Genomic DNA, 25,311 nt, shown 5'->3' on the forward strand with positions numbered 1-25,311 from the left:
TCGCCCTGGCCACCACCCCACGCAACACCGTCGTCTGCGCGGGTTCCTTCGAACTTCGCGGGTTCCTCGCGCATCTGGAAGGAAACCGCGCATCTCGATGGGCGAAAGGTGCAGACGTGATGTCACAGTAGGTCATAAACGTTACGAGACGTCACAGCTTGGCACGAGCAAGACCGTCACCCTACCCTAAAAAAGATACATCCATCACGAGCGATACGAGAGACCTGGCTCCACGACGATCGCAGCAACCACGCCAAGAACAAGAACCCGTATACATCAGCCGCCTATGTCAAGAGGCAAAAGGCACTTGACTGGGGCAAGGCACAGAACCGCCCCATTCGACTGTTCATAGAAGGGTTACAGCTTCGAGTTCCGGCGACGGTGCTACAGCCAGCTACCGATGGGAGATACCCTTGGGCGCACCTGCCAATTTTGTCTACACCGACCCCTTCAATCTCACGCCCAACCCGGCGCTCATCTCAGACGAGGCTCGCGTACAGTTCTGGGCCGGCCAGGCTAAAGCCCGCCTGACCTGGGGAGAGATGTTTGACGAAGCCAACCCTCACACCTTCGCCAAGCCGCAGAGCCTGGGCCTCGATGATGAGGGTATCGAGCAGTTCACCGTGCCTGAGATTAAGTGGTTCGAGGGCGGCAAGCTCAACGTTGCCTACAACTGCGTAGACCGCCACGTCGAAGCGGGTAAGGGAGATAAGGTGGCCCTCTACTTCGAGGGTGAACCCGGTGACCGCGAGGCCATTACCTATGCCGAGCTGCAGCGTCGGATCGCTAAGGCAGCCCACGGCCTGGAGAAGCTGGGCGTCGGCAAGGGTGACCGTGTGGTGATTTACCTGCCGGTGATTCCCGAAACCATCATCTTCACGCTTGCCTGCGCCCGTATTGGCGCTATTCACTCCCTGGTTTTCGGCGGTTTCTCGGCTGAGGCCCTGAAGTTCCGTGTGGAAGATACCGGCGCTAAGGTGCTCATTACCACCGACGGGCAGAACCGCCGCGGTACCGTGGTTCCGGTCAAGGCCACCGCCGACGAAGCCTGCTCGGGTGAAAACAATATCGAGCACGTTATTGTGGTTGACCGCACCGCTGGCACCCCCGAAGCCCACGCCGCTGTGCCCTGGACCGAGGGCCGCGACGTCTGGTACCACGACCTGGTCGATAACCTACCCGACACCCACGATTACCAGCTCTTTGACGCTGAAACCCCGCTCTTTATCATCTACACCTCCGGCACCACCGGTAAGCCCAAGGGCTTGGTGCACACGTCCGCGGGCTACCTAACCCAAGTGGCCTACACCCACGCCCTGCTCTTTGACCTGCTCCCCGAGATTGAGGACGAGAGTGGTCAGCACCGCGTGGACGAGCTATCAACCGTCAACAACCCCGCCAAGGTCGAGAACACCGTTCACTGGTGCACCGCCGACCTGGCCTGGGTCACCGCCCACACCTACGAAATCTACGGGCCGCTGCTCAACGGCGTCACCGAAGTGATCTACGAGGGCACCCCCAACACCCCCACCTTCGAGCGCCATTTTGAGGTGCTTGAACGCTACGGGGTAACCAACTACTACACCGCCCCCACTCTGATTCGTTCCCTCATGGGTGCCTTCCCCGACGGCCCGCCCGCCGGTAAGTACAACCTCTCATCGGTACGCCTGCTGGGGTCGGTGGGCGAGTCCATCAACCCCGAGGCCTGGCGGTGGCTACGGACGCACGTGGGCGGGGGCACCGCGTCCTTCATCGACACCTGGTGGCAGTCCGAGACGGGCTCGACCGTCTGCTCGCCGCGTCCGCACGACCCCCAGTTCGCGCCCGCTGGCACCTTCGCGGACGACGCCCCCCACACCGCGTCCAAACCCGGCTGTGCGACACGGGCGGTTCCGGGTGTCTCAACCCGCGTGGTCGACGAGCACGGGACCGACGTTGAGCCCGGCCTGCAGGGCTTCATTGTAGTCGATAAGATTGGCCCGTCCATGGCCCGCACGGTCTGGGGCAACCCCCAGCGTTACCTTGATTCCTACTGGCGCCACTACGGCGAGCGCGGCTGGTTCCTGGCCGGTGACGGCGCCAAGGTCGATGACGAGGGCGATGTCTATATTCTGGGCCGTATCGACGATGTTATTAACATTTCGGGCCACCGCCTGTCGACCATTGAGATTGAGTCTGCCCTGGTCACACATGAGGCTGTGGTAGAGGCCGGGGTCTGCCCGGTGGAGGACGAGCTGACCGGCCACCAGGCGGTTGCCTATGTGACCCTGTCTGAGGCCGGCCGTGCCCTGAGCGCCGAAGAGTTGAAGGCTGCTCTGACCAAGCATATCCGCCACGAGATTGGGCCGATTGCCAAGCCCAAGGACGTCATTGCGGTGGCTGATATTCCTAAGACCCGGTCGGGCAAGATTACCCGCCGCCTGCTTGGGGAGCTCTACCAGGGCCGGTCACTGGGCGATACCTCATCCCTGCAGAACGAGGAAGCTCTCGAAGCTATCGCCCAGGTGTTGGCAACCCGCTAAAGGCACCCGAACCGCCCCGCGCGTCCGCGTCCGTCTGCCCGCCTTGCGGGCGCCCCTTTGTGTAGGTGAGCGCCTACCCGCCCTAAAATAAGGAGGGAACACACTCACCTACCATCGGGAGATTCCATGCCAAGGTTCTCACGCGCGACCAAGACCGTGCTTGCCCTGCTTGCGGGCGGGGCAGCCATTATCGGTATTGGCGCCACCAACCACGCCGCCCCGACTCGTGTTGCGCCCCTGCTGGGCGGCTCGTCCGCGTCGTCGCAGAAGCAGGGCGGACGTTCCTCCACCAGTTCGCAGATCAGCGGCAGTTCCAAGGAGTATGCCGAGATTTGCTACGACCCCGGCACCGGCCAGCGCCTTGAGAACTCCGAGTGTGAGGACGGCAGCGGCTCAGGTTCCAGCGGTGGCGGTACCGGGCGCTCCTACTGGGTTCCCTATTCTTCATCATCAACCCTGCCCAAGGTGGGTGAGAAGGTGGCAGGCGGTTCGGAGAGCCGCCCGTCCGATGGCACGATCTTCCGTAACCTGCCTTCGCAGGGCGGCGGGTTTGCCGAGTCTTTCCGCGAGTCAAAGAGCTCTTATACCGTGGAGAACTCGCAGGTGAAGTCGAGCCAGAGCGGGGACTCCTACGGCGGTTTCAACCGGGACGCTAACAAAGACACCACCACCAAGAAGAGTCGCGGCGGCTTTGGCGGCGGGTCGAAGACCGGCGGCGGAACCAAGGGAGGCTAAGGCCAATGAGACGACTGTCTTTCCCCCTGGGCCGCCATAACTGGGAGCAGACTATCGCCGCTGAAGGGCTGGTCTATTCGCTCGAAGGCCCCGACGACACCGACCACTACTGGAACGAGTTTGCTGCCTACGAGTTCACCGTGGCTGAGGCCCTCTGGCTGCAGGAGCAGGTCGAAGAGGCCCACCGCATGTGCGTTGCTGCCATCGACCACATCATTGCCGGCCCTCTCAAGTACAAGCTGGGGCTAAGCGACGCTGCACTGAAGCTGGCGATTGATTCCTGGCGCTGGCACGAATACGACTTCTACGGCCGCTTTGATTTTGTCTACAACCCCGAGACTCACGCGCTCAAGATTCTGGAATACAACGCAGATACCCCCACCGGCCTGGTAGAGGCAGCGGTCAGCCAGTCCACCTGGTTCAACGACCAGCGCCTGGATTTGCGCGGATTCAAAGAGTGGAACGACCTGGGTAACGCCTTTGTCGCCCGCTGGGCGCAGATCCGTCAGCGGGTCAAGCACCCGGTTCTGCACCTGGCCTGCGTGAACGAAGACATCGACGAGCTCGGCGAGGACATTGAAAACCTCAAGGTCGTAGCCCACGCCGCGCACATGGCGGGCTGGGAAACCCACATCATGCGCATCGACGACCTCTACTGGGACGCCGACCGCCGCATCTGGCTCGATCACCACGACCGGCAGGTGCACAACCTCTTCAAGCTCTACCCCTGGGAAGACATGGTTGAGGACACCTACGGGCAGGTCCTCTTCAACGGCGGCTACGCTGCCATGGAGAACTGGTTTGAACCGGCCTGGAAAATGTTCCTCTCCAACAAGGTGCTGATGGTTGCCCTCTGGGAACTCTACCCGGGGCACCCACTGCTGCTGCCGGCGTCCTTGTCGCCCAACCACGGCTTCACCAACTGGGTCAAGAAACCCATCTTTGGGCGGGAGGGCGACGGTATCGTGGTGAACGCCCCGACCCACGGGGTGCAGGTTGCCCACACCGACGGATACATGACCGAAACCGCCGCCGACCACGAGTACATCTACCAGCAGTACGTGCAGCCGCCCAACTTCACCGGGGACGCCGGCGAACCCAACTACCCCATCATCGGGGCCTGGGTGGTGGGCGGACGCTCCGTGGGCTTCGGCGTGCGCGAATCAGACGGGGCAATTACCGATGGCTACTGCCGGTTCGTGCCGACGGTGCTCAAGTAAGCGAATAGGTGAAGCAGGCTCACAGCGAAGCTGCTGGCTCGGATGAAGTGAGCGGGTGCGCCAGCACGCAAGAGCGAACGGAATCCGCCGCTAGGCGGGGCGTGAATCGCCAGTGATGAGCACCGAGATTCCGAGCGCGCGAGGAAAATAAATCTCGGTGCGAATCTGGCGAGCCTGCGAGCCAGCTAGCGAACCAGGCGAGAGGGTCGGCAGCGAGCGTGAGTCTGCGCCACCTAACTTTCTGAGCACACCTCATGGGTACGATAGAGGCATGACAGCCCACCACCCCGTTTTTGTTTACGGCACCCTGCGCCCCGGCATGAGCAATAATCACTGGTTCCGCGGGGCTGACTCCAACCACACCGGTGCCAGCATCAGCGGCTACGAGCTGGTCACCAACGGCTCCTACCCCTACCTGCTCCCGGCGTCCGCACCGGTCGGCAGCGATGCCGCCGGGCAGGGCGCCCCGCTGGTGCGTGGCACCCTGGTTTTTGTAGACCCCGCCAACTGGGAGGCCGTTGCTGCATCCCTCGATGAGCTTGAGGGAACCGATCCCGCGCGTCCTGTGCACGATGACAACCTCTACAACCGGGTGCTGGCCGAGGTGGTGACGGACGCCGGTGAGCCGGTTACCGCCTGGGTCTACATTCCGCCGGTGAGCAAGCAGGCGCAGCTGCGCGAGCGCTACCCCCTGGTGCCGGGTGGCGAGTGGACCGAGTAAATGCCCCCTTTTGATTTTGAACCAGAGACCTGGTTCCGTGTGATTGATGTTGCCGCTATTGTCACCAACGGTCTGTTGGGTGGGGCGGTTGCCCGCGCCCACCGTTTCGATATTGTGGGGTTCATTATTTTCTCGGTCATTACGGCGATGGGCGGGGGCATTATTCGTGATGTTCTGCTCGATACCGGTTTTCCCGTCGCCCTGACCGATAGCTACTACTGGGTGGCTGCGCTGGGGTCTGCGGCCCTGGCCTACCTGATGGATTTTGGGTCCCGCTGGGCTGACCGCACCCTGCTCGTGGCGGATTTTTTGGGCATGGGCTGCTGGACCGCCACCGGAACCATCAAGGCCCTCGCCCTGGGTCTGCACTGGCTCCCCGCTATTGCCCTGGGCGTGATTACAGCGGTGGGCGGCGGTGTGATTCGTGATGTCATGGTCAACCGGGTTCCCGCCATTTTGGGCGGTAGCCCCCTCTACGCCACCGTTGCTTGCGCGGGTGCCGCTGAGGTCGCTCTCATTGTTGTAACAACCGGGCAGACCGTGCTTGCCATGGGCTGTTCGGTGGTGACCTGCCTGGTGCTGGGCCTGCTGTCGCGCTGGCGGCGCTGGCAGCTACCGGAACCGGTCGATATCCGTCTGCGGGTGCCCCGCCCCAGGCTCCTGGCCAAGCGTCAGCCACACCTAGTTGCGGCCCAGGCCTGGCAGCCGGGCAACCCCATCACCCAGGAAATGCGGATTGTGGACGCCCAAAAGAAGGATTATAGGCAGATGCGGGGTTTCCTTCGAAATGCGCGGGGAACTATCGCGCCTGGAAGGAAACCCCGCATCTCGGTGAGGTGGGAACCGCTAGATGCGGTAGTCCGTCATCTCAAAGATTTGCAGGAATCGGGCGATACGCTCATTGGTCGACTCAAAGAAGGCCTCAGGCGCACCGTTATAGAGCACCTTCCCGCCGTCCAAAAAGATGTTCGCTCGTTACTTTTCTGTATTGACTAACGATAAGCCAGGGGAAAACGCCTAAGAGTTTGCTCGATTAGTTCCTGAGTACGTTTCTCAATAGCATCCTGGTTCCAGGTTTCAGCATTGGCCAAATCCCGGTTCAGGCTGAGCTTATTCTTGTACCCGATAAAACGTCCCTCTCCGTCCCGATGATCCCGTTTGGCCAGGAACTCCCTGTTGCTGAGGTTGCTGTTATAACCCGTAATGGTTAGGTTTCCCAGACGATGTTTCTCTTTCTCTTGAATTTCACGAGCAATAGTCTCATCCCCGCCCAGCATCTCAACCCAACCAGGCTTGAGCTTATCGCTTTGGGGAAGAATATGCTCAATTGACCAAACGTATGTCGGTTTGCTCTGACTAGCGTCACGTTTCCAGAGGTCTTGATGGGTCTCCTTTGTCATGTACTCCTCTTCAAGAGACACTAAAACAAAGCGAATCGCGTCAGAATTAGTCTCGTAAACAGGGCCTGAGAGAATCTCCCTAAAAGCGTCATCTGATGCAGAAGTCGCAAGGAGCCGTTTTACGATAAGTTCCTTGATTAAATCAGGGCTCTCAGCTGAACGAACTTGAGTAATCAAATCCATAAAAATCTTAGGAAGAGCATAAGTTGCGGGATAGCCAGTGATATTTCTGCGTACAAAAAATGAAGTTAGAAGGTCAGCGATATCCCGTATATCAGCATCAGATAGCGACAGTTTCTGCTGTTCCATCAGTAAATACATGAGTAGGATATGAGCAGGTGCCCCCTGTGCCCGAGCCAAGCGTTTGAACGCATCCAATAGCTCATCGCTATAGTTCTCATCTTTGATTGACCCTATGAGCAAGCCAAAGGCTTTCACGCCCTCGCTAATATCACGGATAGTCTTTTGTAAGTCAGTAGCAATGAGAGTCTCATATATCTTGATAATGTTGCTTCGTGTAGCAACCGTTGCACCGGATACAGAAAACTCTTTTACATCCTTCATGGCATTGTAGTAATACCTGAAAAACCGCTCTTGAGTGCTGTATTCGTCTCCTAAAATACCTACCCATTGCTTCCATCGCTCATAGGTTTCATCAAGGCTGACTTCGCTACCTGCCCGATCAGCCTTACCTAGGAGGGTATTTTTGATAAGGTCAATTGGTGTCAGCGGCATCCCTCTGTTGTTCAATGATTCGAACAGGACAAAAGCATCCGCCTGAGTTTCAACCTCAATTTTTACGACGGTTGCCTTTTTGAGGCTTTCGAGCATATCGAAAGCAGTCTTCAGAGGAATCTCTTTATTTTCTTCAGCTTGGGTTTTAATGCGGTCGTAGAAGTAATTGAACCCTTTAATTACGCGCCGAACCCACGCGTAGGGAGAGTCTTCTGCATCTTTGAGCAGACCAGCTTTCTTAAGCACCTGGCCGTAGTCCAAGGCGTTAAAATTCTGAGCCTGCGGGCGAAGACGTGGTTGCTGGTTGCTTTTCAAAACCAACATTTTCTTGAGGTTGACTATATCCGCGTTAAGTTCGTCCTCATCAAAATCGCCAATTTCATCAGCTTGCTGAGACTCTTTAATTACTGCGTAAAGAGCCGACAAGAGCAATGAAATCGTAGTAAGACGCTGCTGACCATCGATAACCTCAAGTACTGACTCAGCTGTCGTATTTACCGTGGCGTTGACGCAGATAATTGTTCCCATGAAGTGCTGACCGTTAGGCCCAGCTTCTAGGAGGTCATTGACTAAATCCTCCCACTGGGCAACACCCCAGCTGTACTCACGCTGATACTTTGGAATAGAAAAAACAACATTATTCTCAGGGCTTAGCAGTGCATGGATGGGGTCGTTATTAAGGGATTTAATCACTGGTTCTCCTATCGTATAAGGCAATAATAGCCCTACGTTCATGCTGATTCTTTGTCTTGCCCTCAGAAAAATAAAAGCACAGTTTCCCCAGATGAATGAAACCAGTCTATCCGCACGAAGAAGCTTCCACAGTTACCGCTAGATGCGGTAGTCCGTCATCTCGAAGATTTGCAAGAACCGGGCGATACGCTCATGGGACGATTCGAAGAAAGCCTCAGGCGCACCGTTATAGAGCACCTTCCCGCCGTCCAAAAAGATGATGCGGTCGGCAACCCGGCGGGCGAAGGCCATATTGTGGGTAACAACCACCAGGGAACGCTTTTCGCGGGCCAGATCGATGAGCACACGAATAACCTCGGCTTCAAGCTCGGGGTCAAGAGCAGAGGTGGGCTCATCAAAGAGCAGGTAGTCGGGGGCAACAGCCAGGGCGCGAGCAATAGCGACGCGCTGCTGCTGGCCACCCGAAAGGTTATCGGGGTAGGAGTCTGCCTTATGCCCCAACCCCACCTTCTCCAGCAGGTCGCGCGCGAGCTGGGCGGCGGCGTCCTTACCCATCTTGCCGTTGAGCACCGGGGCCAGCGCCACGTTCTGCTCGGCGGTGTAGTGGGGGAAGAGGTTGAAGTTCTGGAAGACCATGGCCGAGTGCTTGCGGATGGTGCGCACCTGCTCGTCGCTCAGGCCGGCGGCGAAGTCCACCGAGTCGCCCTCGATGGTCAGGACGCCTGACTCGGGGGTTTCGAGCAGGTTCAGGCAGCGCAGCAGGGTGGATTTACCCGAACCGGAGGGCCCGAGAATAACCGTGGTTTCGCCGTTTTCGAGGTCGAGGGAGATGTCGCGCAGAATGGTGTTCTCGCCGAAGCTTTTGGTGAGGTTCTTCAGGCTAAGCATTGACTGTCCTTATGTAACGGCTGGTGCGCTTCTCTAGGGCGCGCTGGGCGATGGAGAGAAGGGTGAAGATGACCAGGTAGATGGCGGCTACTTCAAGGTACATGGCCAGCGGTTCGAAGGTGCGGGCGGCGACCTGCTTGCCGGACTGGAAGAGATCGACCATAGAGATGACCGATACCAGGGAGGTGCCCTTGACCAGGTCGATCAGGTCGTTACCCAGCGGGGGTAGGGCGATACGGGTGGCCTGCGGAATCACGACGTGGCGCAGGGTCTGCATCTTGGTGAAGTTGAGGGTGCGGGCGGCTTCGAACTGGCCGCGCGGTATTGAGGCGTAGGCTGAGCGGAAGGTTTCGGCCACGTAGGCGCCGGTGTTGAGGCTCAGCGCGATGATGGCGGCGGGCCAGGTGTCGAGGGTGATGCCGACGCGGGGTAGCCCGTAGAACACCAGGAAGAGCTGCACTAGAAGCGGGGTGCCACGGAAGAACCACACGAAGGCTGTGGCTAGCCAGTTGAGCGGGTTGTAGCGGCTGAGGTTGCGGGCGGCGGTGGCCAGCAGACCCAGTACCAGCGCGAGGACGAAGGAGATGAGGGTCAGCGGGATGGTCACCTGCACGGTGGCCAGCAGCAGGGAGGGCAGGGATTGTGCCCAGAGTTCTAGGTAGCGGTCCATAGTGTTCTACGGGTTACTTTCGGTTCGGACGCCGGGGCGCGGCTTGCCGGGGCCGGGTTAGGCCTTGGGGCTGAGGTCGATGCCAACGTACTTTTCGTAGATGGCCTTGAAGTCGCCGTTCTCCAGGTGCTTGGCGATGGAGTCGTTGATGGCGGTCTGCAGGGTGGTTGCGCCCTTGGGCATCAGGATTGCTGATTCGGAGGCGTCGCCGAGTACGCCGTCGAGCAGACGGATGGGGGCGTCGGGGTGCTGCTCCTGGTAGTAGGCGAAGGTGACGGCGTCGTTACCGCAGGCGTCTACGCGGCCGGTGAGTACCTGTTCGATGGCTTCGTCGAAGCCGGTAACGATGGTCATCTGGGCGCCTGCTTCTTCGAGTAGGGTGCGGAAGTTAGAGGTCTCTGATGAGGCTGCGGTGGCGCCGTTGAGGTCGGCGATGGTCTGCAGCTCTGAGTCCTGCAGGACGGCGACCTTGCCTTCTGAGGCGACGTAGGGGTTGGAGAAGTCGTACTTCTGCTTGCGTTCTTCGGTGGGTGAGACGTAGTTGATGACGATGTCGTAGCGGTCGGCGTCGACACCGGCGATCAGGGAGTCCCAGGGGGTTTCGGTGTATTCGGCGGTGACACCCAGGTCGGCGGCGATGAGGTCGCCGATTTCCTTTTCCATGCCGACGAGTTCGCCGGCTTCGTTGTGGTAATTCCAGGGGGCGAAGGTGCCTTCGAAGCCGATGCGGATCTTGCCGGCGTCCTTGATAGCCTGCAGCTTGTCGGCAGCTGCGGAGGAGTCGGAGGTGCTGGAGGATGAGGAGCCGCAGGCGGCCAGGGCGAGGGCGAGGGCGGACGCGCCAGCGGCGGAGAGCGCGGTACGGCGGGTGATGTTCTGCATGGGTGTACCTTTCGGTGATTGTGTTTGTTGTGGGGAAGGCTTAGGCGGCGTCGAGGGCGCCGATGATATCGGCACGCAGGTCGTCGACGTCTTCAATGCCGACGGCTACGCGCACCAGTCGGGTGGTGAGGCCGGCGTTGTCGCGGTCTTCTTGGGAGTAGGCGCCCTGGGTCATGGTGGTGGGCAGGCAGACCAGGGATTCGATGCCGCCGAGGGAGACGGCGAAGGTAAAGACCTGCAGGGCATCGAGGAAGGCCTTGATGTCGTAGCCTTCTTTGATGGTGAAGGAGAAGAGGGCGCCCTTGCCGGTGGCCTGTTCGGCCTGAATCTTAGCTTCTTCGGCGCTGTAGGAGCCGGGGAAGTAGACGGTGTCGACGGCGGGGTGGGCGGCGACGGCCTCGATGAGGACGTCGGCGTTGGCCTGCTGGCGCTCCATGCGCAGGGCTAGGGTCTTGACGTTCTGCAGCAGACGGTAGGAGTCGATGGGTGAGAGCACGCCACCAGAAATCAGCTGGGCCTTGAAGAGCTTGTCGGCCAATTCTGCGTTGTTGGTGGTGGCGACGCCCGCGAGCAGGTCGCCGTGGCCGGCCAGGTACTTGGTGGCTGACTGCACGACGATATCTGCGCCCAGGTCGAGGGGCTTCTGCAGGTAGGGGGTCATGACGGTGTTGTCGACGACCAGCAGGGCACCGTGGCGGTGGGCCAGCTCGGCGACCTTCTTGATGTCGGTGACGCGCAGGGTGGGGTTGGAGGGGGTCTCGATAAAGACCATGCCCACGTTCTTGCCCTCAAAGTGGGAGTCGGAGAGGGTGGAGAGGTCGTAGACCAGCTCGTTGGTGACGCCGCGCTTGGGGAGTTCGATGGTGGCGAAGCGGTAGTTGCCGCCGTAGACGGGCATACCCATGATGAGGGTCTGGCCGTGTTCCAGGATTCCCATGGCTGCGGCGGTGGCGCTCATGCCGGAAGCGTAGAGGAAGGCGTGCTCGGCGCCCTCGATAGCGGCGAGGGTGGTTTCTGCCTTGGAGCGGGTGGGGTTACCGCCGCGCTGGTATTCGAAGGGGCCTTCGGTGCCGTCGGTGGGCTGACCGAAGGTAGAGGCTGTATAAATCGGGGGTACGACGGCCTGCTCTTCGTTAGAATGCACGGCGTGGATTGCGCGGGTGGTAAAGCCTGCCACGGTGATTCCTTTCGGTATCAAGAAAAAAGCGTATTTATAGAGCCTATACCGGTTATCTGCAAGGCAGGGAATTAATGTTACGCGTTTATGACGCCCCTCTTGGGCAAACACCGAGGGTATAACAAAGGGCACAACCGAGTCGCGCAGCAACGTCTTTTCAGGCCAGCTGGGTAGCAAAAAGGCCCCGCTCCCTGGTGAGGGAGCGGGGCCTTTCTCGAGAAAAGACGCCTGAGGCTACCTGCTTAGCTGTTGTAGCCAGCGGGGGTTACGAAGATCGGTGCGGACGCGGTGGGCAGGTTCACCGAGAAGATGGAAGTGCCCATGCCGTTCCAGCCACCGTGCACAGCCTGGCCGTTGCCAATGTAAACAGCGATGTGCTGCTGACCGAAGCCGTTGGACTGGTAGAGAACCAGGTCGCCAGGCTGGGGGTTGGAGGTTACGCTGCCGAGTGACATGTAGTCCATGGGCCAACCGTGGAAGTTGATGCCAGCGGCGCGCAGGGAGTTGGTTGCCAGCATGGTGCAGTCAGTCTGAGCATTGACAGCTGCAGCGGCCAGGGCGGCAGCTACAACAGCGTCGCGCTTAGCCTGGTTGGTGGCGGTGGAAAGAGTGGGGGCTGCTGCGGGAGCAGGAGCCTGAGCTGCAACAGGAGCTACAGTCTCAACAGGAGCGGGAGCAGCCTCTACAACCTGAACGGTTTCGGACTGAACAGCAACAGTGGCTTCCTCAACGGGAGCTTCTTCAACGACGGGGGCTTCCTCTACAGGAGCTTCGACGGGTGCCTCTTCGACAACCGGAGCTTCCTCTACGGGAGCTTCTTCAACGACGGGGGCTTCCTCAACGGGAGCTTCTTCAATAACAGGGGTTGCCTCGACGGGCTTTTCGGGGGCTACGATGTAAGCGGGAACGCCCCAGCTTACGATCTTGCCTTCACCTGCAACGGCGAATGCCTTGAGCAGGGGGGCTGAAACAGCTGCACCGTTGTCTACGGTGGTCTGCGGGGCTTCATTGACGGCTGCGTTTGCTGCTGCGAGAACAGCACCGGACAGGATGACGCCTACCGCACCTACTGAGAGTGAACGACGCAATGTTGTACCTTTCGTCTCTTCTTGAGATTTCGCAGCCGGGTTGCTGCTACTGCTGGGTGGCCCGTACGTGGGGTTTTGGGCTCCCATGCTTCCCTCGGAAGCTGATTGGACTTTGAACAGCCTATAACGATTTGGTAACGATGTATACCAAATCGTTATAAAAAGTTGATTTTTCTGCCCTATGTCACGTCTTCATGGGGACACATAAAACGCTGGGAATCACCTGTTAAGACTGGTCATCGCGAGTTACTGGCCGGTAGGGTACGCGGGTGCAACCCGTCGAAATAATATGCGACACGTTAGCCGCCGGGTCACGGTTTCATGACGAAACTGTGACCCGGCCCGCTAGTTTAAGGGGCAGACTCGCGCCCGTCCGCTCCCCTGCGCCGGGGCTCTTAGTCGCCGCGCAGCTTCAAGCGCGCGTTGGGCAGCTCAGGAGCAGGAATCACCGACGTGCGGGGCTTCTCTTCATATTCCCCGGGCAGCAGCACTACCCCACCAAAGCGGGGGTGGCCGGGGCCGGCGTCCTGACCGGCTGCAAGCGCCCCGCCGGTGACTATCTCGGTGCCCGACGCACCTGCCGGGGCGGTGACGGCCTCGAAGCTCTCAGCCTGGGCGTTCCAGGCGGCACGGGCTTCGACGATGTCTTCGTGGGAGCGGCCGATGAAGTTCCACCAGATAGCGATTTTTTCGCCGAAGGGGGCTCCGCCGAGCAGGATCAGGCGGGTGTCGCCGATGGCCTCGATGGTGAGTTCGGTGGTGCCGGGTTCGATAAAGAGCATTTTGTCGGCAGCTACCTGCTGGCCCTTAATAAGGAGGGCGCCGGTGTCGACCACGAAGCCGTGCTCGTACTCGGGGTTGAGGGTCAGGGTGATGGTGCGGCGCGGGGCGTCGTCTGCCGGGTTCTTGTCTGCCTCGGGGTCAGAGCCGGGGGCACCCACCAGGATTTCAGCGCCGAGCAGGGGCGAGAAGGTGGTGACGGGCGATGAGCCGGTGAGGGTCTGCCCGTCGACGGCCACACCCAACTCCCCCAGGAAGACGCGGGCCTGCACCGGAGCCGGGGCGGACGCGTCCTGCCCACTCCCCTGCCCGCCGAAGGTGAGGGCCTCGGGCACGAAGTTTTCGAAGGCGGGGGCGGTGTTCATGTCTTGGTGGGGCAGGGCAATCCAGAGTTGGATGCCGTGCAGCACGGTGGTGTCTGGCGTGGAGTATTCGGAGTGGTTGATGCCGTAGCCGGCGGTCATGAGGTTGAGCTCACCGGGGCGGACGTCGGCGACGGTGCCGAGGGAGTCGCGGTGTTCGATGGTGCCGGTGAAGATCCAGCTGGCGGTTTGCAGGCCGGTGTGGGGGTGCGGGGCGACGCGCATGCCGCCGGTGACGGCGACGTCGTCGGGGCCATAGTGGTCGATGAAGCACCAGGCGCCCACCATGCGGCGGTCGCGGGAGGGCAGTAGGCGGCGCACCGTCATGGCGCGCAGCCCGCCCAGGGGCACGGGGCGAGGCTCAATAAGTTTCATGGGTTTAGTGTACGCCGGGGCGGACGGGGGTGGGGTGGGTTTAACCGGACGGCTGGGGCAAGCGGACGGCGGAGGGCAGTTACGCCGAATGTGACTCCTTTTCCCGAGCGGGCGTTAAAACAACACCCGTTCGGGAAAAGGAGTCGCATTCAAGGGTGGCTATCAGTATGCTCTTCAGCCGTGAAGCTAACCATAAACTCGGTATCCGCTAGGTAGGTTCGGCTCACGCTAGATGTGCTACCCTAAGTATCCGGTATAAACACTAGGTTTTTAGCGCTACTGAACTTCACGCTCTAGGCTAAGAATGGGCAACGGTAAAAAAAAATTATCTTTACCTTCACGCTGCTACGCTACCAAGATATTCGCCAAGTGCATCAACAACCCCAGTTGGAAAACCCAACCTGAACAAGCCTTATACCCAAGTATTGAAGGTGCTAATGGAGGAGCACCCCGGTTATGCTACGTTCCCAGAAGACTGGAAATTCTATGGAATAACCCACCCTATAGAGCCATCTCCATAGGCAAGTACGCCGCTCTGAGAGTTTACTTCCAGAACTATAGATCCACGGGTTGCTTCGCCTGCTGTTAGGTGCTCTGCAGGTCGCCCTACTGGGTCGTCACAGAATTGGCTGGCATTGCTACCCCATACATTTGGCTGAGTGAAACCCTCTGAGTCTTTCCACTCAAAAGAGCTAAAAGGTACATCTAGCCCATCCGGGAATGACTCTCTAAAAGCGTCATTGTCGAGCGCTTCGAGAGCGTACTCAATTTTTAACAGATAGTTACCTGCTACTGGTTCTTCCGACCATGTCGTGGGGCACTCCGTGACGAATTCAGCTGAGGTTAGGGTCATACTAGCTAGGTCGCCTTTGTCGTTGTACCAGGTGATTGGTTCCCCGATAGCCTTATCGGCTGGAGTGGCTGGAGCAGAAGCACTGGTTACAGTTTCGCTGGGCTGGACAGCGGTGGTGGTTTCTTGATCCCCGCTGCAACCGGTGAAAACTACCAGAAGTAGGGCGCATACAGTAAGCGTGTTTACTTTTTTCATACCTAAATTTTATTCGGAGAACCCTTCGCTAATCGTGATGTTACACGGTGCATCTGCACACTGAAATCGGCAATTTTGAATCGGCCATAAAATACGCTGTTACTGCTTCAAAAGCGCAACGACAAACGCCCTATTACAGAGAGCTTGCCCGCAGCATGGGTAACCCCCTGGGACGATAACCCGCAGCATACCTATTTCATGAGCGCCGAGAATATAGCAAAAGCGCTAGGAACCTACAGAATCCAGGTAGACCGCATGCTCAAGGAAACACCCCTAGAACCCGATGCTATTGCGGGGTACTACACCGGCTATCTACCTCAGACTGTGGCCCATTGGATTGGCTACTACTTCCCTAACCTGCTCTCTACGGAGCTGCTTGTCACTATCAATAAATATCCTGACCGTGATTCCTAATCAGCAATAGCACATAAGACCGTATGCACATACAGCCGTACAACCATAGGTATGGTTATACGGCTGTATGTATATATGTTTATTTTTACCTTGCTTTGACTAGGTGTTTAGTTTCTATTAGCTCGTTTGATACGGGTAATAGTTGAGCGCGACACCCCAAAAGATTGAGCCACCTGGGATTCACTGAGACCGGATTCGATAGCTGCTAGAACCGCCTGCTGTTGTGTCTTATCCAGCTTAGGGCGGCGGCCTCCAACCCGCCCCTGTGCCCTGGCATGAGCTAGACCCTCACGGGTGCGCTCCACAATTAGGTTGCGCTCAAATTCAGCCATCGAGGCTAGCACGCTAAGAACTAGCCTCCCGGCAGGGGTGCGCGTATCTAATTGTGTATCTAAGGCTTCTATGGATATACCCCTGCTATCAAGGTCTTGGACAGTGCGGAGAATGTCGACAGTGGAGCGTCCAAGCCTATCTAGACGGGTTACTACGATTGAATCTTTTTCTCTCGCGTACTCCAGCGCCGCTTTAAGACCAGGGCGGTTAGCAAGCATCCCAGAAGCAGTATCAGTAAAGATTTTTTCGCATCCATGCTGTCCGAGTTGCTGGCGCTGGTTATTGATGGACTCTGCTTGTTCGCGGGTTGAGACTCTAATGTATCCAATCTTCATATCTCAGGCCTGACAGGAGAGTTGGCACGGTACATAATGATTAGTTCAACCGCCTTGGCAGCCTGCATCCTAGGTATTTGTCGTTTGAAGAGCCTCCTCACGCCAAATAGAAACAGGACTATAACAAGAGCTACCATGAACAGCTTAGGGTAAGTGGTTGGATCAGCCTGCTTAGCATAGATTTCAGCAAAAACATCAGTAGTATACACAAGAGCAATCGCAATAATGATGGAAGCTCTTTGGAACACAGCCCCTGCTCCCGTTTGTGTATAGGCTGAATCTACGAGTGCTTGTTCTTCAAGAGATGCCCCCACTCCTGGAAGACCACGGTACTCCAGTAACTGATTAACCTCAGAAATACGATTAGACCTTTTCGTTTTCTCACCTGAGCGCTTGATAGATATTTCTACTTTCATTCATGCTCCTATTACGTTCGTTTTTGACGCACTAACCGACATTCAAGGAATAAGACTCAAACGCCCTGATACTTGCGTCAAAACACTGCGTCAGAAATAAAGAGTATCAAAATACAGGGCTCAAGCGTTTTGACGCACTGGAGATAATCAACAATATGTTACTTAACCACCTACATGGTGCCATATCAACAGACCAGTTAAACCAGAAATGACCACCTGCTAGGTGGTCATTTCTGATTTAGATGGTACATAGGGGGTGAAACAGGCTCGCAGCGAAGCTGCTGGCTCGGCGGCTGGCGTGAATCGTCTCGTGAGCGAAGCGAACCAGCAAGAGGGCCGGCAGATGAAGTGAAGCGGGTGCGTCAGCACTCAAGAGCGAACGGAATCACCTGAGCTTGCGAAGGTGCGAGCCTGCGGAACCCCTAATGAATAAGCGCCTAGGCCAGTACCTGCCGCTTGGAGGAGATCACGCCGGTCACGAACCCGGCCAGGTGCAGGCCACCGTGGAAGCGGGCGTGCTCAATCTTTACGCACCGGTCCATCACCACGTTCAGCCCGGCGTCCTCACCCAGACGCGCGGCCTCCTCATTCCAGGAGCCCAACTGCATCCACACCGTCTTCGCGCCCACCTCGATGGCCTCCTGAACCACACCGGGCAGGTCCTCGTTGCGGCGGAAAATCTCAACCAGGTCAGGGGCCTCAGGCAGGTCAGCCAGCGACGCATACACCTTCTGCCCCAACACCTCCTTACCCTTAGCCGCCAAAATCGGGTTCACAAAATACAGGGTGTAAGGGCTCGACGACTGCAAATACGTCGCCACAAAATACGAAGACCGCGAAATCTTGTCAGACATACCCACAATCGCAATGGACTTGGTCTCGTGCAAAATCTTCAGTCGCTCCGGCGCACTGGGGCCTTCCCAGGTACGAATCTCAGTCACGGCTTAGGCCTCCTTCTTGGGTGCAGGAATTTCGCAGGCGGGTGCGGAAGCTGGTGCGGACGCCCCAGCCCCCTCACGTGCTGCGCGCTCGGCAGCGTGGGCGGCGGCGTCCGCCTCCAGTGCCTGCTTCTGGGCAGCTGCCTCAGCTTCGGCAGCTTCGCGGCGGGCTACCAGCTCGTCCGCGCTGGCGGTGCCGACGACCTCACCGGCGTGGTTGCGGCCGGAGGCGATGGTCAGGGCCTGGTCGAGGTCCCAGATAATGTCGACGGCATCTTCCAGACCCACCGAAATACGAATCAGGTCTTCGCCCACGCCACCGGCTGCCAGCTGCTCAGCGGTCAGCTGCTGGTGGGTAGTTGAGGCGGGGTGCAGAATCAGAGTACGGGCATCGCCAATATTAGCCAGGTGCGATGCCAGCTGCAGGTTCTTGATGAACTCGGCGCCCACGTCGCGTCCACCCGCCTTCTCAGTGCCGGCAACGCCGAAGGAGAAGACCGACCCAACGCCCAGCGGCAGCAACTTCTGCGCCCGCTCATAGTGGGGGTGATCCGGCAGGCCGGCGTAATTAACGTAGGAGATGCGGGCGTCCTCGTTTAGCCAGGCGACGACGTCCTTGGCATTGGCCAGGTGAGCGTCCATGCGCTGGGGCAGGGTCTCAACCCCCTGCAACAGGTTGAAGGCAGCCTGGGCTGAGAGGGAGGGGCCGAAGTCACGCAGCTGCTCCGAACGCAGCTTGGTGAGGAAGCCGTACTCGCCGAAGTTACCCCACCAGGAAATGTTGTTATAGGAGGGAATCGGCTCGGTCATGGTGGGGAACTTGCCGTTGCCCCAGTTGAAACGACCCGACTCAACGACCACGCCGCCCAGGGTGGTGCCGTGGCCACCCAGGAACTTAGTGACCGAGTGAATCACGATGTCAGCGCCGTGTTCGATGGGGCGAATCAGGTAGGGGGTAGAGAGGGTGGCATCAACGACCAGGGGGATGTCGTTCTCATGGGCAACACGGGCCAGACCCTCAAGGTCAGCAACCTGGCCCGAGGGGTTAGCCACGATCTCGGTGTAGACAGCCTTGGTTTCGGGGCGAATTGCGGCGGCAAAATCGGCAGGGTCGGTGCCGTCCACAAAGGTAGTGTCAATGCCGAAACGACGCAGGGAAACATCCAGCTGGGTGATGGTGCCGCCGTAGAGGTTAGACGAAGCAACAATATGGTCACCGCTCTGGCACAGCGCCGCAAAGGTAATGAACTCAGCAGCCATACCCGAGGCAGTCGCTACCGCACCAATACCACCCTCCAACGAAGCGATACGCTCTTCCAGCGCCGCCACGGTCGGGTTGCCCAGACGAGAGTAAATGTTGCCGTACTTCTGCAGGGCAAAAAGGTTGGCGGCGTCGTCCGCGTCCTTAAAAACAAAGGAGGTGGACTGGTAAATCGGAACCGCGCGAGCACCGTGCTCAGCGTCGGGGGTGCCGCCCGCGTGCAGGGCGCGGGTGCGGAAGCCAAAAGTATGCTCAGCCATGGACTCTCCTGATCGATAGGCATAGTTCTCTACCCTCCATAGTCGCCCATGCCCGCGCGGCGGCGGTAACTTATTTCACGGTGTGAACAGGTTACGTAGCATTACTATAACGTGACCAAAACCCCCAGCATCTCTACAAGCTAACTCATAGGAAAACACAGGGTTCTAGGGGAAAATAGAGAAAGTTTTGTCACCGGGCCGTAGCCCGCACTCACAGCAGAAAGGGCACTCGTGCTCCAGAACATTATCGACTGGGTTATCTCAATCATGGAGGCCATCGGCTCACCCGGTGTTGGCCTTGCCGTTTTCCTTGAGAACGTCTTCCCGCCGATTCCCTCCGAGGTCATTCTGCCCCTGGCTGGCTTCACTGCCTCGCAGGGCTCCATGAACGTTATCGCAGCCTTCATCTGGGCGACCGTTGGCTCCCTGGCTGGCGCCTACTTCCTCTACTACCTGGGTGCCGCTATCGGCGCCAACCGCCTGCGCAAGATTGCAGCCTGGATGTGGCTGGTCAAGGTTGAGGACGTCGATGCCGCCCTGGCCTGGTTCGATAAGTACGGCAAGGCCTCCATCCTGATCGGCCGCGTGATTCCCGGTATTCGTTCGCTGATTTCGATTCCCGCCGGTATTGACCGTATGAACCCGCTGACCTTTGGCCTTTATACCCTGCTGGGTTCATCTGTGTGGAACGCCCTGCTCATTTACTGCGGCTGGATTCTCGGCGAAAACTGGCATGCTGTTGAAGGCGTCATCGACCAGTACTCCAAGGTGGTGTACGCCCTGGTAGCCCTGGCTCTCGTGGCGATCTTCCTCTGGCTGCTGCGCCGCGCCCGCCAGGAAAAGCACGACGTAGCCTAACGGCGGGCGTCCGCGCACGCTTCTGCGCCCCCACTACTTCCACAAACGATTACGGGCGTGCACCACCGACGGGCGAATCTGAATCCAGTCGCCGCAGGGCAGGCGCAGGGCCTTCTCGCACCCAGACAGGGCGGTAATAATCGACTCGCAGCGCTGGTTGAACTCGGAGACATGCCCCTTATCCACAATCTGCCCGGGGAAGTGCCGGTGCATCTTCGACACAGAATCCGATGACTCCTGCAGCCCGTGCCCAGTATGCCCCGGAATATGTTTGACCAGCACCCGGCGCTCCCGAATGGCCTCGGTCAGCCGCTCCATCTCGTCCAGAACCTGCTGGTTCTGCACCCCCTCGGCAGCCCAGGTGTTGTAGACCCAGCGGTTGTGCGCCAGGCGCAACACAAAGGTCAACGCCCCCAGCGAATCGGTGTGAATAATCAGCTGGCGGCCACCGTGATAGAAGATATTAAAAGCAGCCAACATCGCCGAGAGCTCCCCGGTCATAATGTTCGTTGCATCATAGTGGGAGTGGAAGAAGAAGCCGTCTTCACTCACCCCACCGATGCCCATGCGTCCACCCTTTAAATACTTCTTATTGTTCGTTGACCTGTACGAACAGTCAGTAAAGACACTGTACTCCACCAGCTTCTCAACCGGCAGCTGGGCGGTATTCTTCTCAAACTCGTGGTGGGCCAGGCGCGAGGCCTCGTCCATGAAGTGGGGCATGAGCTCCCCCGCGGAGGTGCCAATCAGCTTCACGTGAATCTCCCCCAGCGAGTGCGACTCGTAAGGGTTCATCACCTTATCAATGGAGCGGTACTCCAGAAAGTCGCGGAAGGCCGTGAACTTGCGGAAGAGCAGCTTCAGATAGTGCTTATCGGCGGCCACGGTGATGAGGTTGGTCTTGTAGTCCTCGGGGATAACCTCCATCGCGGCCAAGATAGCGCGGCCCAGCATGTCGGTGTGCACGCTGTCGCAGGGGTCCATGAGGCTGTGGGTCAGGGATTCGGCGATAGGCTCGCTCTCAATCACCTCACGCTCGCCATTCTCACGCGAGATAAAGGCGAAGGACGTCAGCCCCACATGGCAGTCACCGGCGGCTCGCACCTGGTCCATGACCACCACAATCACTGCCACGCCCTGCTCGGTAAACCCTGCCGGGTAAGAGCTGGTGTAGTCCGGCGGCTCCCAGGTCAGCTCACATTTTTTGATATGCGCAGGCGTAATTTCCACATTATTCATCTCCTAAGGGGTGTCTATAGTTGTTTTGCTTACTCTTTAAAGCTATATCAACTCAGCGTCGTTTTGCCAACAGGTGAGGGGCATCGGGGACCCTCTTCACTCTCTCGGCGAATATCACCGCCCCCGTGCGGAAAACTAAAACCAAACACAAGGACGCCCCGCCCCGGCTTGCGTAAGCCGGGGCAGGGCGTCCTTATCTTGGGTGAAAACCGAGGTTTACTCGGGGACGATGCGCACTGCGCCCTTATCGGCGCTGGTGACCATGGAGGCGTAGGCGCGCAGGGCGCTGGAGACCTGGCGTTCGCGGGGCTTGGTGGGCTTCCAGGGGGCAGGGCCCTTCTTGGCACGACGCTCGGCCAGCACCTCATCGGAGACGTTCACGCGCAGGATGCGGTTGTGAACATCGATCTCAATCTCATCCCCGTGCTCAATCAGGCCCACGGCGCCGCCGGCAGCAGCCTCGGGAGAAATGTGGCCGATGGAGATACCGGAGGTGCCGCCCGAGAAACGTCCGTCGGTGATCAGGGCGCACTTCTTACCCAGGCCCAGGCCCTTGAGGTAGGAGGTGGGGTAGAGCATTTCCTGCATGCCGGGGCCGCCCTTGGGGCCCTCGTACTGGATGACGACGATGTCGCCCTCCTTAACGTTCTTCGACAGGATCTCGAAGACGGCCTCGTCCTGGGACTCCACCACGAAGGCCTTGCCGACAAAGTGGAAGAGTTCTTCGTCGATACCGGCGCTCTTGATGATGGCACCGTCCTCGGCGATGTTCCCGTAGAGAACGGCCAGGCCGCCGTCCTTGGTGTAGGCGTGCTCAACGGCGCGGATGCAGCCGTTTTCGGCGTCGGTTTCGTGGGACTCGTACTTGTTGGCGGTGGAGAAGGCCTGGGTGGTGCGGACGCCGCCGGGGGCAGCCAGGAAGAGCTCCTTGGCGGTGTCGGTGGCGGTGCCGGAGCGGATGTCCCAGTCAGACAGCCACTGTTCCAGGGAGCCGGAGTGCACGGAGTGGACGTCGCGGTTCAGCAGACCGGCGCGATCCAGCTCACCGAGCAGGGCGGGAATACCGCCTGCGCGGTGCACGTGCTCGATGTGGTACTTGGTGGAGTTGGGGGCTACCTTGGCTAGGCAGGGCACCTTGCGGGAAATCGCGTCGATGTCGCGCAGGGTGAAGTCAACGCCGGCTTCGTGGGCAACCGCCAGGATGTGCAGAACGGTGTTGGTGGAGCCGCCCATGGCAACGTCCAGGGCCATGGCGTTCTCGAAGGCGGCCTTGGTGGCGATGGAGCGGGGCAGTACGGAGTCGTCGTCCTGCTCGTAGTAGCGCTTGGCCAGCTCAACAATCTTAGTGCCCGCTTCGAGGAAGAGCTGCTTGCGGGCAACCTGGGTGGCCAGGGTGGTGCCGTTGCCGGGCAGGGCCAGACCGATTGCCTCGTTGAGGCAGTTCATGGAGTTAGCGGTGAACATACCGGCGCAGGAGCCACAGGTGGGGCAGGCGTTCTTCTCAACCTGGGCCAGGGCGTCGTCGCTGACGCTGTCGTCCACGGCCATGACCATGGCGTCCACCAGGTCGAGGCGGTGCTCGACGACGCCCTCAATGCCTTCGCCGGATTCCATGGGGCCGCCGGAGACGAAAATGACGGGGATATTCAGGCGCATCGCCGCCAGGAGCATACCGGGGGTGATCTTGTCACAGTTGGAGATACAGACCAGGGCGTCAGCGCGGTGGGCGTTGACCATGTACTCCACAGAGTCGGCGATTAGGTCGCGGGAGGGCAGGGAGTAGAGCATACCGTCGTGGCCCATGGCGATACCATCATCAACGGCAATGGTGTTGAATTCTTTGGCAACACCGCCGGCTTCGCGGATAGCCCCGGCGACCAGCTCGCCCATGTTTTTGAGGTGCACGTGGCCGGGCACGAACTGGGTGAAGGAGTTGGCGATGGCGATGATGGGCTTGCCGAAGTCGTCGTCGCCCATGCCGGTGGCGCGCCAGAGGGCGCGGGCGCCAGCCATGTTTCTACCGTGGGTGGATGTACGCGAGCGCAGTTCAGGCATCGATAGCTCCCAAGAAAGTTTGTGGTTGGAGGTTTGGGTATTAGTCTACGCCTGTCGGTGCGGCAGTCCACAGGGTGGAAAGCGGGGTTCTCACATAGTGAAGATAGGGGCGCACGGCCCCGTCTCCACCCCCTCAAAGGGGACCTGAAAACTTAAAAGGGACCGCATAATATGAGGTCTCTTTTAGGTTTTGCGGTCCCCTTGCGGTGAGGCAGGCACGCATGACGGGAGTATGACGCGCAGCCGTCACTGTAGTTCATTTTTGAAATGTGCCGTCTTAGACCGAAAAGAGTTTGGGGGCTTACCGGGTGCGGGTGTTAGCTGGAGTCAAGGCCGCTGACGCAGGCAGCCTCTACAGCCGTAGGACCCACCCAGGAGTACATCATGCCCATCAACACCGACCGTATTCTGACCACCCACGTCGGCTCCCTGCCCCGCAGCGAGCGCCTGATTCGCGCTAATGCCGCCCGCCGCGACGGTAGCATCGACGAGGCGGACTTCCAGAAGATTCTGACCGAAGAAACCCAGGCGGTTGTTGACCGCCAGGTAGAGATCGGCATCGACATTGTGAATGACGGTGAGTACGGGCATGCCATGAGTCAGGCCGTGGATTACGGCGCCTGGTGGCACTACTCTTTCGCCCGCACCGGTGGCCTGAAACTGCTAACCGAGGGTAACCCCGCCAACGAGGTACACCGTTCTGAGCCGGGTAAGCTCAAGTACACCAGCTTTGCTGACCGCCGTGACTGGACCCGTTTTCAGGATTTCTACACCGCGGAGCTCGATCTGGGCAACGACCCCGACCGCAGTTTCCCTGTTGCCGTCGCCCCGTTGACCTACCAGGGTCAGGACGAGGTGGGGCGGGACGTCCGCAACCTGGCCGCTGCTACCGATGGCAAGGGAGCGCACAGTGCTTTTGTTGCTGCCCTGTCGCCCGGGTCAGCGGCCCGCGTGGGTAACCTCTACTACCCCACCGATAAGGAGCACATCTACGCCTGGGCTGATGTGCTGAAGGAAGAGTACAAGGCCATCACCGATGCCGGCTTTACCCTGCAAATCGACGACCCTTCGGTGGCTGAGGGCTGGGACCAGATTAACCCCGAGCCCAGCGTCAGCGATTACCTTGACTTTATCCAGGTGGCGGTTGATGCCCTCAACTACGCGCTTGAGGATATCCCGACTGAGCAGACCCGCTTCCACCTGTGCTGGGGTTCCTGGCACGGGCCGCACAGCACCGACCTAGAGTTCAAGCACCTGGCCGATACCCTGCTGTCGATTGACGCCGCCGGCTACACCTTTGAGGCTGCCAACGCGCGCCACGCCCACGAGTGGAAGGTCTGGGAGAACCTGGAGCTGCCCGAGGGCAAGTACGTGATTCCCGGCGTTGTGTCGCACTCGACCAACCTGATTGAGCACCCCGAGCTGGTGGCCCAGCGCATTGAGCAGTTTGCTCAGGTGGTGGGCAAGGAGAACGTGGTGGCGTCGACCGACTGCGGTCTGGGCGGACGCCTGCACCCCGACCTGGCTTGGGCCAAGCTGGAGTCGCTGGCCACAGGCGCCCGTATCGCCAGCGAGCGCCTGTTCGGCTAGTTATCTGGCTAGCCGCCCTACCCAAAGGAGACCGCATAACTTAAAAGGGACCTCGTATTACGCGGTCCCTTTTAAGTTATGCGGTCCCCTTGTGAGGGATTGAGGGAGGCGCAAGGACGCTTGTGGGCCGCTAGCTGCGCCCACCGGGTGAGTTTCGCACCACATCTTTTGATTGAGGTGCTCTCGCTAACCGGTATTTTCGCAAGCCAGAGAGTACCCCGATTGCTTAAAACCTGCATGTAAGCAGCCTGACCAACGTGTGACATACATTTACATGTGTGTCTCTCGCAAACACCCCACGCGAGTCCTAGACTAT

The 25,311-nt window shown here is 59.1% G+C and carries 22 protein-coding genes; 8 read left to right on the forward strand and 14 right to left on the reverse strand.

The window, feature by feature from the left end; translation table 11 throughout:
* The first annotated feature begins 413 nt into the window (after positions 1-413).
* From HWU94_RS10110 to HWU94_RS10130, 5 genes are all read left to right on the forward strand, one after another.
* The gene (locus HWU94_RS10110) at positions 414-2,522 is read left to right on the forward strand and encodes an AMP-binding protein (protein WP_185173610.1); all 2,109 of its coding nucleotides are present in this window, start codon (positions 414-416) and stop codon (positions 2,520-2,522) included.
* A gap of 126 nt (positions 2,523-2,648) precedes the next feature.
* The gene (locus tag HWU94_RS10115; RefSeq protein ID WP_185173611.1) at positions 2,649-3,257 is read left to right on the forward strand and encodes a hypothetical protein; all 609 of its coding nucleotides are present in this window, start codon (positions 2,649-2,651) and stop codon (positions 3,255-3,257) included.
* Positions 3,258-3,262: 5 nt separating this feature from the next.
* Positions 3,263-4,477 carry a glutathionylspermidine synthase family protein gene (locus HWU94_RS10120; RefSeq protein WP_185173612.1) on the forward strand — a complete coding sequence of 405 codons (1,215 nt, stop codon included), beginning with the start codon at positions 3,263-3,265 and terminating at the stop codon, positions 4,475-4,477.
* Between the two features lie 271 nt (positions 4,478-4,748).
* Entirely contained in the window at positions 4,749-5,198 is a 450-nt protein-coding gene (locus HWU94_RS10125) for a gamma-glutamylcyclotransferase family protein (RefSeq protein ID WP_185173613.1), read from the forward strand.
* Positions 5,199-6,194 carry a trimeric intracellular cation channel family protein gene (locus tag HWU94_RS10130; protein ID WP_185173614.1) on the forward strand — a complete coding sequence of 332 codons (996 nt, stop codon included), beginning with the start codon at positions 5,199-5,201 and terminating at the stop codon, positions 6,192-6,194.
* Here the strand turns inward: HWU94_RS10130 and HWU94_RS10135 are convergent.
* From HWU94_RS10135 to HWU94_RS10170, 8 genes are all read right to left on the reverse strand, one after another.
* Positions 6,191-8,068 carry a DUF262 domain-containing protein gene (locus HWU94_RS10135; protein ID WP_221625843.1) on the reverse strand — a complete coding sequence of 626 codons (1,878 nt, stop codon included), beginning with the start codon at positions 8,066-8,068 and terminating at the stop codon, positions 6,191-6,193. The two genes, HWU94_RS10130 and HWU94_RS10135, sit on opposite strands and share 4 nt — an antisense overlap.
* Positions 8,069-8,164: 96 nt before the next feature.
* Entirely contained in the window at positions 8,165-8,914 is a 750-nt protein-coding gene (locus HWU94_RS10140; RefSeq protein ID WP_185173616.1) for an amino acid ABC transporter ATP-binding protein, read from the reverse strand.
* Complete coding sequence (locus tag HWU94_RS10145; RefSeq protein WP_185173617.1) at positions 8,907-9,584, reverse strand: amino acid ABC transporter permease; 678 nt, start codon at positions 9,582-9,584, stop codon at positions 8,907-8,909. The genes HWU94_RS10140 and HWU94_RS10145 overlap by 8 nt, the downstream gene beginning before the upstream one ends.
* 57 nt (positions 9,585-9,641) lie before the next feature.
* The gene (locus tag HWU94_RS10150; RefSeq protein ID WP_185173618.1) at positions 9,642-10,466 is read right to left on the reverse strand and encodes a transporter substrate-binding domain-containing protein; all 825 of its coding nucleotides are present in this window, start codon (positions 10,464-10,466) and stop codon (positions 9,642-9,644) included.
* Positions 10,467-10,506: 40 nt separating this feature from the next.
* The gene (locus HWU94_RS10155) at positions 10,507-11,643 is read right to left on the reverse strand and encodes a PLP-dependent aspartate aminotransferase family protein (RefSeq protein ID WP_185173619.1); all 1,137 of its coding nucleotides are present in this window, start codon (positions 11,641-11,643) and stop codon (positions 10,507-10,509) included.
* 242 nt (positions 11,644-11,885) lie between these two features.
* Entirely contained in the window at positions 11,886-12,731 is an 846-nt protein-coding gene (locus HWU94_RS11540; protein ID WP_244955963.1) for an NlpC/P60 family protein, read from the reverse strand.
* Positions 12,732-13,126: 395 nt separating this feature from the next.
* Entirely contained in the window at positions 13,127-14,248 is a 1,122-nt protein-coding gene (locus HWU94_RS10165; protein ID WP_185173620.1) for a pirin family protein, read from the reverse strand.
* A gap of 484 nt (positions 14,249-14,732) precedes the next feature.
* Positions 14,733-15,296, reverse strand: coding sequence for a hypothetical protein (locus HWU94_RS10170; RefSeq protein ID WP_185173621.1), 564 nt, complete (start codon positions 15,294-15,296; stop codon positions 14,733-14,735).
* Between the two features lie 144 nt (positions 15,297-15,440).
* Here HWU94_RS10170 and HWU94_RS10175 point away from each other — a divergent pair, with 144 nt between their 5' ends.
* The gene (locus tag HWU94_RS10175; RefSeq protein ID WP_185173622.1) at positions 15,441-15,710 is read left to right on the forward strand and encodes a hypothetical protein; all 270 of its coding nucleotides are present in this window, start codon (positions 15,441-15,443) and stop codon (positions 15,708-15,710) included.
* Between the two features lie 107 nt (positions 15,711-15,817).
* Here the strand turns inward: HWU94_RS10175 and HWU94_RS10180 are convergent, their stop codons facing one another.
* The 4 genes from HWU94_RS10180 to HWU94_RS10195 all read right to left on the reverse strand — a co-directional run bounded on the left by HWU94_RS10180 (position 15,818) and on the right by HWU94_RS10195 (position 19,253).
* On the reverse strand, positions 15,818-16,378 hold the full coding sequence (locus HWU94_RS10180; RefSeq protein WP_185173623.1) for a recombinase family protein: 561 nt from the start codon (positions 16,376-16,378) through the stop codon (positions 15,818-15,820).
* Entirely contained in the window at positions 16,375-16,794 is a 420-nt protein-coding gene (locus HWU94_RS10185; protein ID WP_185173624.1) for a hypothetical protein, read from the reverse strand. The genes HWU94_RS10180 and HWU94_RS10185 overlap by 4 nt, the downstream gene beginning before the upstream one ends.
* 437 nt (positions 16,795-17,231) lie before the next feature.
* Positions 17,232-17,735: a CoA-binding protein gene (locus HWU94_RS10190; RefSeq protein WP_135012911.1), complete on the reverse strand. Its 504-nt coding sequence runs from the start codon at positions 17,733-17,735 to the stop codon at positions 17,232-17,234.
* Positions 17,736-17,738: 3 nt separating this feature from the next.
* Positions 17,739-19,253, reverse strand: coding sequence for an O-acetylhomoserine aminocarboxypropyltransferase/cysteine synthase family protein (locus HWU94_RS10195; protein WP_185173625.1), 1,515 nt, complete (start codon positions 19,251-19,253; stop codon positions 17,739-17,741).
* Positions 19,254-19,484: 231 nt separating this feature from the next.
* Here HWU94_RS10195 and HWU94_RS10200 point away from each other — a divergent pair, with 231 nt between their 5' ends.
* Positions 19,485-20,111 carry a DedA family protein gene (locus HWU94_RS10200; protein WP_244955964.1) on the forward strand — a complete coding sequence of 209 codons (627 nt, stop codon included), beginning with the start codon at positions 19,485-19,487 and terminating at the stop codon, positions 20,109-20,111.
* A gap of 33 nt (positions 20,112-20,144) precedes the next feature.
* Here HWU94_RS10200 and HWU94_RS10205 read toward each other — a convergent pair whose 3' ends face one another.
* Together HWU94_RS10205 and ilvD are read right to left on the reverse strand one after the other, a co-directional pair.
* Positions 20,145-21,341 carry an RNase H family protein gene (locus HWU94_RS10205; RefSeq protein ID WP_185173626.1) on the reverse strand — a complete coding sequence of 399 codons (1,197 nt, stop codon included), beginning with the start codon at positions 21,339-21,341 and terminating at the stop codon, positions 20,145-20,147.
* Positions 21,342-21,566: 225 nt separating this feature from the next.
* Positions 21,567-23,405, reverse strand: coding sequence for a dihydroxy-acid dehydratase (ilvD, locus tag HWU94_RS10210; RefSeq protein WP_185173627.1), 1,839 nt, complete (start codon positions 23,403-23,405; stop codon positions 21,567-21,569).
* Between the two features lie 384 nt (positions 23,406-23,789).
* Here ilvD and HWU94_RS10215 point away from each other — a divergent pair, with 384 nt between their 5' ends.
* Positions 23,790-24,995 carry a cobalamin-independent methionine synthase II family protein gene (locus HWU94_RS10215; protein ID WP_185173628.1) on the forward strand — a complete coding sequence of 402 codons (1,206 nt, stop codon included), beginning with the start codon at positions 23,790-23,792 and terminating at the stop codon, positions 24,993-24,995.
* Positions 24,996-25,311 lie beyond the last annotated feature (316 nt).

Origin of the sequence: Rothia nasimurium (assembly GCF_014217215.1) — a bacterium.
Classification (GTDB): domain Bacteria; phylum Actinomycetota; class Actinomycetes; order Actinomycetales; family Micrococcaceae; genus Rothia; species Rothia avistercoris.